9 protein-coding genes and 1 other RNA gene are annotated in these 9,483 nt (G+C 56.6%); 8 read left to right on the top strand and 2 right to left on the bottom strand.

Annotated features, from left to right (window positions below; genetic code table 11):
* The first annotated feature begins 497 nt into the window (after positions 1–497).
* The 5 genes from LJD17_RS16100 (at position 498) to LJD17_RS16080 (ending at position 4,730) form a co-directional block, all read left to right on the top strand.
* Complete coding sequence (locus tag LJD17_RS16100; protein ID WP_227385194.1) at positions 498–1,238, top strand: hypothetical protein; 741 nt, start codon at positions 498–500, stop codon at positions 1,236–1,238.
* A gap of 64 nt (positions 1,239–1,302) precedes the next feature.
* Entirely contained in the window at positions 1,303–1,710 is a 408-nt protein-coding gene (locus LJD17_RS16095) for a PilZ domain-containing protein (protein WP_227385193.1), read from the top strand.
* A gap of 355 nt (positions 1,711–2,065) precedes the next feature.
* Positions 2,066–3,109: a recombinase RecA gene (recA, locus tag LJD17_RS16090; protein ID WP_227385192.1), complete on the top strand. Its 1,044-nt coding sequence runs from the start codon at positions 2,066–2,068 to the stop codon at positions 3,107–3,109.
* A 425-nt stretch (positions 3,110–3,534) separates the two neighbouring features.
* Positions 3,535–3,920, top strand: a transfer-messenger RNA (tmRNA) gene (gene ssrA, locus LJD17_RS16085).
* Positions 3,921–3,959: 39 nt separating this feature from the next.
* On the top strand, positions 3,960–4,730 hold the full coding sequence (locus LJD17_RS16080; RefSeq protein ID WP_227385191.1) for a hypothetical protein: 771 nt from the start codon (positions 3,960–3,962) through the stop codon (positions 4,728–4,730).
* Between the two features lie 111 nt (positions 4,731–4,841).
* On the opposite strand, the gene LJD17_RS16075 is transcribed toward LJD17_RS16080, so the two are convergent.
* On the bottom strand, positions 4,842–5,081 hold the full coding sequence (locus LJD17_RS16075; RefSeq protein WP_227385190.1) for a BrnA antitoxin family protein: 240 nt from the start codon (positions 5,079–5,081) through the stop codon (positions 4,842–4,844).
* A 236-nt stretch (positions 5,082–5,317) separates the two neighbouring features.
* Entirely contained in the window at positions 5,318–5,998 is a 681-nt protein-coding gene (locus tag LJD17_RS16070; protein ID WP_227385221.1) for a spermidine synthase, read from the bottom strand.
* Between the two features lie 347 nt (positions 5,999–6,345).
* Between LJD17_RS16070 and LJD17_RS16065 the strand changes: the two genes are divergently transcribed.
* The 3 genes from LJD17_RS16065 to LJD17_RS16055 all read left to right on the top strand — a co-directional run bounded on the left by LJD17_RS16065 (position 6,346) and on the right by LJD17_RS16055 (position 9,285).
* Positions 6,346–6,765 (top strand): CopG family transcriptional regulator, encoded by a 420-nt coding sequence (locus LJD17_RS16065; protein ID WP_227385189.1) that lies wholly within the window; start codon positions 6,346–6,348, stop codon positions 6,763–6,765.
* A 102-nt stretch (positions 6,766–6,867) separates the two neighbouring features.
* Complete coding sequence (locus LJD17_RS16060) at positions 6,868–8,109, top strand: extracellular catalytic domain type 1 short-chain-length polyhydroxyalkanoate depolymerase (protein ID WP_227385188.1); 1,242 nt, start codon at positions 6,868–6,870, stop codon at positions 8,107–8,109.
* 513 nt (positions 8,110–8,622) lie between these two features.
* Complete coding sequence (locus tag LJD17_RS16055; protein ID WP_227385187.1) at positions 8,623–9,285, top strand: DUF6766 family protein; 663 nt, start codon at positions 8,623–8,625, stop codon at positions 9,283–9,285.
* The last annotated feature ends 198 nt before the right edge of the window (positions 9,286–9,483 follow it).

Genomic DNA, 9,483 nt, shown 5'->3' with positions numbered 1-9,483 from the left:
TCAGTAGGTTTATTCATAAATGCCGGGCGAACGTCGTTGCGTCAACGGCAAACGCAAACGGCGCGACTCCGACCCGGTCCTTGTCCAAAGGTGTTGCCCGCTTGCCATACATCAAAACCAGAAATCGGTGAGGGTGCAGAGGCAGTGACGACTCGTGCTTTCTCGGCGACGCCCATCGGGTGTTCAGGGTAGATTGCCGCCGAATGATCATTCGGACGCAAGCTGCAGAATCCGAAAAGGGAGGGCGCGAAGATGGACATTGTGAACGATGTTGAAATGTCATTCTATTTCATGTTTTGGTAATTCTTGTTTCATAGTATCAGTTGGCGAGGCGCTTGGAGCTTTATCGCTCCCTTAAGAGTTAACCTGTCGACTACCTTTCCGACTTAAAGGCGCTTAATCCATTTGCCGATTCAGGATTCGAACTCTAGGTAAGGCGAAGAGTTGTGCTTTCGCCGAGGAGTTTTTGCCAAATGGTTTCAACAAGACGCTTTCTGATGGCTTCTTCTCTGGCACGCCTCATCCGCAAGGAGCGGGGTGGTACACGCGTAACCGAAGGGCATTTTCCCAATCAAACAGACCGCAGTTCATACGTTCACATAGAAGGCGATCAGGGCAGTCTGGTTCTCATCACCAGCGGTCCCGGTGCGCCGGTTGAAGAACGCACGGCGGTTCCTCGTTCGCACGCAGAAGCGCTTCTCGACGTGACTCCCGGTAAAGTCGATTACGTACGGACTGACTTATCGATCGGAACAAGAGAAGTTCAGGTCAGTCGTTTCGTCACTCCAGGTCCTTTGGACCTGATTGTTGTCGAGTTCGAAGATGCCAACGACGCCAAAGATTTTAGGCCGCTGCCGTGGTTTGGACCGGAAGTGACGGCTGAAGCGGTTTATCAGAATCGGTCTATTGCCTTGAACGGCCTTCCGCCGGCACTTGACGTGCCGCTTTCAAATGCGGCCCTGAATAGCTTGCTCGATACGATCGAGAACAGATTCAGCTCATCAAGACAATTTTCTTACGCTCAGCCAATGCCGAGCCACGCAGATGAGGGGCGCCGTCGCCCGGCCAACGCTTCGGAAAGATCTGCGGCTCCCTCTCCGGCCTCGCCATCGGTTAAGCAAAGCCAAACGTCCGCTCATCCTTCGGATGGACCAAACACGAACGATGACCTAAACCTTGATATAGAAGATAGCGTCATTCGGGAATTGGCACGCTCTCTGCGACCTCAGCAGAGGTAAGAGGGCAAAGTTCGCTCAATCTTGCTTGAGCTGATACGCCAATCGCCTAAGAGGGATGATTGTCATGGTTTACTGGCTTGATCAGCGTTGCTTGGACAACCAATTCCGGTCAATGATCCAGGGGCAGGTCATCCTTGACTCGTCCTATTCGCCCATTGCTTGCTCCATAACGGGGCTTTCAGCATCGGGCGCAAGGATTGAGATTTCCGAGCCCCTTAATGTCTCGTCTGAACTGGAGCTCATCGTACCGGCGAAGTTCAACGTGAGGGCGAAAGTGGCATGGTCCGAAGGATCAGATCACGGCCTGACTTTCCTGAAGAGCCTGGAGAACGACATTTCAGCGCTGCCAGAGACATCGGAAATTGCTCAGTTCATCGTCCAGGAAGCCCTGGATGAGGCCCGGCGGAAAATCGCCGCAGCGCTCAATTCTCCCGTGAGCACAATTGCGCTTACGTTTGAAACAGTTCTTTAAAGGGCAGCGCCGCCGTACTGGTCCGAGACACGGACGCTAGACCCTCTCCTTCCGCGAACTGTGTTCACATGACAGATCAAGGGCCGTCTCTGCACCTTGGGAAAGGTGGGGGTTGGCAGATTCATGGTACTGATCAGAATGAAAGCGACCTAATAAGCCCGTGATCTTATGTGGCTTCAACGAAGACAGGCCTTGGCTGGGCGTGAGCCAGGAGCTCGACCATTGTTCACATCATGTGGATGAAAGCTTAGCCTTAGACAGGCTACTCAACTCATCTATGTTCTTATTTTGTTCTGGTATTTAGAGCAGATGTGAGGTAGAGTTAATACTCAGAAATCACAGAAGCGGAGCCGTAATGAGCACGGACAAAAGCAAGGCTATCGAAACAGCGGTAGCCCAAATCGAGCGTGCCTTTGGCAAAGGCTCAATCATGCGCCTTGGCGGCAATCAGGTCGTTGAAGTAGAGGCGATTTCAACCGGCTCTCTGGGGCTCGACATCGCCCTGGGTGTGGGTGGCCTGCCGCGCGGTCGTATCGTTGAGGTCTACGGGCCGGAATCGTCGGGCAAGACGACGCTGGCGCTCCAAACCGTTGCAGAAGCCCAGAAGAAGGGCGGCGTCTGCGGTTTTATCGATGCGGAGCATGCGCTTGATCCGGTTTATGCCCGCAAGCTCGGGGTCAACCTCGACGACCTGCTGATCTCGCAGCCAGACAATGGCGAGCAGGCGCTTGAGATTGCCGATACTCTGATCCGCTCGGGCTCTGTCGATGTGCTGGTCATCGACTCGGTGGCGGCGCTGACCCCCAAGGCCGAGATCGAAGGCGAGATGGGGGAAAGCCGTCCCGGCCTTCAGGCCCGCTTGATGAGCCAGGCCCTGCGCAAGCTCACCGGTTCGATCTCGCGGACCAACACGATGGTGATCTTCATCAACCAGATCCGCATGAAGATCGGCGTCATGTACGGCTCGCCGGAAACGACGACGGGCGGCAACGCGCTCAAGTTCTATGCCTCTGTGCGCCTGGACATCCGCCGCACTTCGACCCTGAAGGACCGTGATGAGCCGATCGGCAATCAGGTGCGCGTCAAGGTGGTCAAGAACAAGGTCGCTCCGCCTTTCAAGCAGGTCGAGTTCGACATCATGTTCGGTGAGGGTATCTCCAAGATGGGCGAGCTGATCGATCTCGGGGTAAAAGCCAACGTAGTGGAGAAGTCCGGTGCCTGGTTCTCCTATGACAGCCAGCGTCTCGGCCAAGGCCGCGAGAACGCCAAGACTTTCCTAAAGGAAAACGCTGAAATCGCAGCTGAGATCGAGGCAAGAATTCGTCAGAATGCTGGCCTGCTGATCGATGCGTTGCAAGCCAACGATACCGCAGATGCTTCGGCGGATGATGCTGCATAAATCTGAATGAGGAACGCCGGTCTTCTAGGCCGGCGTTTCTCATAGCTGCCTCATATCGGCCGTCCTGGTGAAATCGAAGCTGCTCCATATCAGGCGTCGCAGGAGAGACCACTTTCGCGCTTCCCGTCCGGATGGACGTCGAACCAAGCGGCAACGGCCTGGGAAGAACGAGGCAGTGGGGCTGATGTGCCTCATGTATCTGACCAGTCCGAGATCAGGAGAAAGGGTTGGTCAAATGCATTTGGATAGGCATCTCGCGCCCTTCGCCAATAGATTTTCAGCAAATCAACATGCTTTGCCCAAGACGTGTGTGATCGGGTAATAGCTTAGCTCTCGGCATGAGCCAGGTGCGACCTCTCGCGAGAGTATGGTTTGCCGCATATGACAACCCATTTCAGCCTCGACAGGCGTAATTATGGATCCTGAGCCTAGCAATCAGGTCAGCTATCGCTTATATCAAAGGCGTCAGGTTTGCCTGACTATGATCGTAGAGGCAGAGTAGAATAGGCGTTTAGGACGCGGGTTCGATTCCCGCCGCCTCCACCATGAACACATCGGTTGTCCAAGGGCAGCAAGACAGGTTGTCGAGCGGCTGGCCTTTCGTTGAGGCCGGGTAACCATCCTGGTGTGTTCCTGACGGGGGCGACATGGGTTCGACTGGGCGCAATAAAGGCTAGGCTGCGATTAGGCTGAGCTACGGCCTTAATAGTGCAAATTCACAAATGCCAACGACAACGTTGACATGGGTGCGGTGCGCCTCGCGGCGTAACCATCCGGGGCTCGGGAAAGCCTAGCAACAGAAACGGCACCTTCGGGTGCCGTTCCCATTTTCAAATTATCTGTGAAATTCTTGCAGAAGCGCTGGTTTAAACGAAAGAAAGACCCAATCGAGATGTCGGAGATCCAAGTAAATGGCTACGTCCGAGTTCCAAAAGGAACGATGGTTTACCCGACAGGCGATGGGTTAGAGAGACCGTCTACCCGTGATCAGGTGGTCAAGGTCGCCAAAATCCTCGACGTGGACGTCAAGAGCGATAATTTTTACCTGCTTCTACCCGACGAGATGCGGTTGCGCTATTTTGAGGCCAGCGGTGGCAAGCGTCCCATTGATCAGGACATTTTGACGTTTACGGATCGCCTTACGAAAGGTGATTATCGCGCTGTGATGTGGTCGAGCAAGTGGGCGCTGATCGCCAATGTTCAGGCTGCAGAGGCCCCAGCCCGCGCCAAGACTGCAAAGAAAGTCGAGAAGCCGGTCACCAAGCAGCAGCAGGTCGTGGTGGGTTCGGTGTGGCGCTTCACTCAGGATGCGGAACTTCGCTACAAGGTTCGTAATCCTGCATATGCTGCCATGCGCGATGACATCGAGAACGGCCTCCGTCAACTGCCGTCACACGCCCGGACACAAATCGTGGATGCCAAGCTGAGCGAACTCGGAATGACGGATCATCTTGATGAAGCTTGGGGCCATGTGACGGCAGGCGAGACCTTTACGGTCCGCAGCAAACTGACGTCTGGTTTCGCAGGCGAACAGGATGTGCCGATGCTGTTCCGGGGTGAGAAATTCACCTTGCCCTATGCTAGTCTCGAGCCGTTCATTGAGTTGGTCACGGGGCCCTAGAGCATAGGGGCGACTTCAAGATTACTGAGCAGGAGCACTGAAACAGATGCGCATGCCGATGAACCAGCGGCGCATCTCTACTGCGACTGGTCCAACCGCTATTGGGGCGGGTTATTTCCCGGCAGCTTTTCTCAAAGCGTCGTTGATCCTCTCCTGCCAACCCGGCCCATCTTCCTGAAAGTGGTCGAGGACATCCCGATCGATGCGCAAGGTTACACTTTCTTTTGCGCCGGGAATGGAGGGTTTCTTCGGCCGCTCCTCCGCTGCCACAGTGGTCACCTTCTTGAAGGCAGCCTCGGCTGCCTTCCACGGATCACCACTCCCGCGAATTCTATTGGGCGGCTTTGACATAAGGTCTTCTCCTGCAGCATTGGCTTGATCTAGGGCGACCGGGTTCCTCGTACTCGAGTCTCCACTCCAAGTCTGGTGCGACGGTTCGAGGTTCTTATTGATGAGTGCTCTATTCTGATCACGCTTCGGCAGAAAAGTCATCAAAGCAGACAATCCGGCATGGAGCCTCGTGTGACATCCCGGATAGGGCTGGAATCCACGTCGGTTGCCGCTCTCGCCCTGCACATGCGGTGTGGTTAGCCACGTCGCTTGGTCGCAATCCAGATTGTGTGTCTTGCGCCGCCACGTGTTCCGTTGGCTCGCACGCCAACCTCATCCACGCCAAAACCTGCCTTGCGCAGTCGCTGCGTGAAGGCTTTATTGGGTGTCGATGACCAAACGGCGAGGACGCCGCCGGGAGATAAGGCTGTTTGGGCGGCGCTCAGCCCTGACAGGTCGTAGAGACCATCGTTCGCTTTTCGCGTCAGGCCTTCTGGTCCGTTGTCCACATCGAGCAAGATCGCATCATAACTCGAATGACCGGATTTGATCAGACGCCCGACATCCCCTTCATGAATACTGACGCGCGGATCCGTAAGGCTGCCACTGAACACCTCAGCCATGGGGCCTTTGGCCCAAGCCACAACAGCCGGCACTAGCTCGGCCACGGTGATCCGAGCATCGGGCCCGAGTTCGGTCAGCGCAGCGCGAAGCGTAAACCCCATTCCCAACCCGCCGATAAGGATCCGTGGTTGCTCGTGGTCTCGAAGTCTCAGGCAGGACAGTCGGGCAAGCGCCTCTTCGGAGCCGCTGAGGCGGCTGTTCATCAGCTCGTTGCTGCCCAACATGATGGAGAATTCGGCTCCACGCTGCTTAAGGCGCAATTCGCCTGCATCGTTCGGGATTTTTGCCGTGTCGACTAAGACCCAAGGTATCATGAATAGCTCTTCAGACGGTATCATCTATTTCGTGGGACTATGCGCAGTAAAAGACGCCGATTGGAAAGGCCATCCGATATAGTCGCACGCTCATCTAGGCCTTTGGACCAAATGTCATGCTTCCTGTTGCGAGGTGCTCGGGCAGATATGCTGGAAAGTGGGCGCTATAGCCTCCCGCCCGATCGGACCTCACGACAAGATTGGCAGTTTCGCTAAGGACAAGGGCTCCGTTAACACAGGTGCCGAGCAACCATGCTGGAGTTTTAGCGAAACACAAGAGCAGGCCTTGAATGTACCGAACCTCCCATCCATATACCATCCAACGGGATGGTATATGGATGGGAGCCATGGTCAGTAATCTCCATGAATTGCGGCCTAAGGTTACGGATAGCGAGAAGATCACCATCAACCTCGGCTATGTCGACCTGGGCCATATCGATCTGCTCGTCCAGGAGGGCTTTTACTCCAACCGGACCGATTTCATCCGCACCGCCATTCGCAATCAGCTCGACCGACATAACGATGCGGTTACCAAATCCGTTTCACGACACCAGCTCGATCTTGGTCTCCGCCATTACAGCCGCCAGGACCTTGAGGCTGCGCAAAAGGCGGGCGAGGTGTTGCATATCCAAGTGCTCGGACTTGCGAGTATAGCCAACGATGTCACGCCCGAGCTGGCGCGCCAGACAATCGGCTCCCTTCATGTTCTTGGCGCCTTACACGCCAGTCAAGCCGTGAAGGAGGCGCTGAGGGACCGCATTCGCTAACCGCCGGGTTCAGGCCCAGCTCCCCGTCTTCAGGCTGTTCCACTCTCTTCCGGCAGGAAGGGCAGGATCTGCTTTGCCCCACCTTACAACAGGACAGAACCTATGAATGCGGCCCCGAACATCGATATGGTCGAAGTGACTCGCCTCACCCGCGAAGGCCGGCTCGCGGAAGCCATGGCGCTTCTTCGAGATGGGCTTAACGGGTCGAGCCCATCCACGACCTTGCGTGGCACCGACGGAGGTGCAAGCCAGGATTCGGTTGGGCCTGTCGCGCGGATCGCCGCTATGGTGCCGCCGTCAGGAGGAGGGGCTGGGACCAAACCGAATTTCAACCTCCAAAACCATGCCGCGGGCGCTTTCAAGGGCCCTGCTGGAGGTTTGGACCAGCAACGAACGCCAAAAGTGCTGCGGGACTTTCTCGACCGTATGGATCCTGGTTTAGCTCCTGGCCTGGATGGATTGGTTGGACTTGGTCAGGCCCGCAGCTCGGCTCCGCTGCCGGAGGGGGGGCGCTTCGAGGAAAAAAACTTTACCAATGAAGCGGGAAGCCGCGCTTACAAGCTTTACATCCCAAGCGGCTACACGGGTGAGCCGGTGCCGCTCGTGGTGATGCTGCACGGTTGCACCCAATCGCCGGACGACTTTGCCGCCGGCACACGCATGAACGAGCTGGCCGAGGAGCAGACTTTTCTTGTTGCTTACCCGGCCCAGGCCCAGTCAGCCAATGTCTCAAAATGCTGGAACTGGTTCAATGCAGCCGATCAGGAGCGTGATCGGGGCGAACCCTCACTCATCGCCGGCATCACCCGTCAGATCATGCGTGATCTTTCTGTTGCCCCGGGACGGGTCTATGTTGCCGGACTTTCCGCCGGTGGGGCAGCGGCGGCAATCATGGGCTCCGCTTACCCGGATATCTATGCGGCCGTGGGGGTCCATTCCGGGCTGGCATGTGGGGCTGCTCGCGACATGCCATCGGCATTCGCTGCCATGCGACAAGGGGGAACGCCTCATTACGGCGATGCCAAGCGGCCCGTGCCGACCATCGTGTTCCATGGCGATCGGGACACGACCGTAAATGCCGTCAATGGTGACCAAGTCGTTGTTCAGTCGAGGGCGGGTTTGGATCTCCGGACGACGGTCAGCCGCGGGCAGGCTCCTGGCGGGATTCACTACACTCGTACGGTCGAGAGCGACGACAGCGGACATCCCATGCTCGAGCATTGGGTCCTTCATGGGGCGGGCCACGCGTGGTCAGGTGGAAGTCCGAATGGTTCTTACACCGCGCCAAATGGGCCCGATGCCAGCCGCGAGATGATACGGTTCTTCCTTGAACACCCGAAATAGGCAGCCGTATCTCGAGCAGGCACAAGAGCCGACGGTCCTCGTGGCGGTCTGGCGGGTTCTAAGCCGATGTCTGCCCGACCTACCAGACGCGGCTGCAATCGGATTGCGAGGCTGTCCGGCTCTGCAAGCCGGCAAGGAAAGACTGAGAGAGCATCGGTGGCACCCAAGCAATCCACTTATGGATGAGCGGGTCATTTCTCCGACTAAACCTTCATGGGACGCATACTCTCTCGCTTCCGGCCTTAGATTGTCGTCATAGAAGCAATTCACCTCTGGAAATGCGACTCCGCGAAACTCTCTCCTCCAGTCGCGAATGGCGAGCAGATGACAGTTCAATGTGAGAGATAATAGGCTCTCGGAGCGTCTCCCAAGGGCTTATTCCGGACTTAAACAGAATATCGCCTTGGGGTGAGGGCGTCGGATTGCCTGAAAAATGAATGTCTATTGTCCGAAACCAACATTCTCATCCTGCGTTACCCAACCGTAACAGTTTGAATGCGTGAGGTCAGGCGTATGCGGCGGTTCCTGCGTGACAACGGTCTTTCTATAGCGTTGTTTGCTCTCTTCCTGCTATCGCTTATCGGCCAAGCGCTGACCGGATGGCGCGCCCATGCCGAAGAGCTCCGTCTCCACGAACAGGCCTCCATCAGCTTCCTTAGTTACCTGGGCAGCGGTCATTTTATATCCGCGGTATTCGAGAACTGGGAAAGCGAGTTCCTCCAGATGGCAGCGTACGTGCTGCTGACCGTCTTCCTCTTCCAGAAAGGCGCCTCCGAGTCCAAGAAGCCGGATGAGGACAATCCCGAGGATGAAGCTCCGTCCGCTCATCGCAAGGATCCGAAGGCACCTTGGCCCGTTCACCGTGGTGGACTGTTGCTGAAGCTCTATTCGCACTCACTCAGTCTTGCGCTGGTCACGCTGTTCCTCGCCTCGTTCGTGCTCCATCTGGCGGGAAGTACCCGTCGGATGAACGAGGAAGCGCTTCAACACGGGCAACCGCAACAGACGATGATCGGGACCTTGGCAGAGCCGGAATTCTGGTATGAAAGCTTCCAGAACTGGCAGAGCGAATTCCTGTCCATCGGGGTGCTTTTGATTTTGGGCGTTTACCTGCGCGAGCGAGGCTCGCCGGAGTCGAAGCCGGTCGCGGCCCCGCATGCGATGACCGGACACTGACCGACCGGATGACCTGGAAGGTGATCGCGATCCGCCGCGCTCCTACCGTCAGATTCCAGTCGGTTCAGAATACGCAATTGGCTGGACTCAACGATGCCCGGCGCATGGCGTTATGCCAACGGTGGCTGTCCACAAACCGGTGAAGCAAGGAATCGTCCGCCGTGAACAGGAAGCGGCGGCGGTTCTTCTTCTCGCGTG

Source organism: Microvirga rosea, from assembly GCF_020595095.1.
Classification (GTDB): Bacteria; Pseudomonadota; Alphaproteobacteria; order Rhizobiales; family Beijerinckiaceae; genus Microvirga; species Microvirga rosea.
The sequence above is the reverse complement of the archived record's forward strand: the minus strand, read 5'-3'. Positions and strand labels throughout refer to the sequence as shown.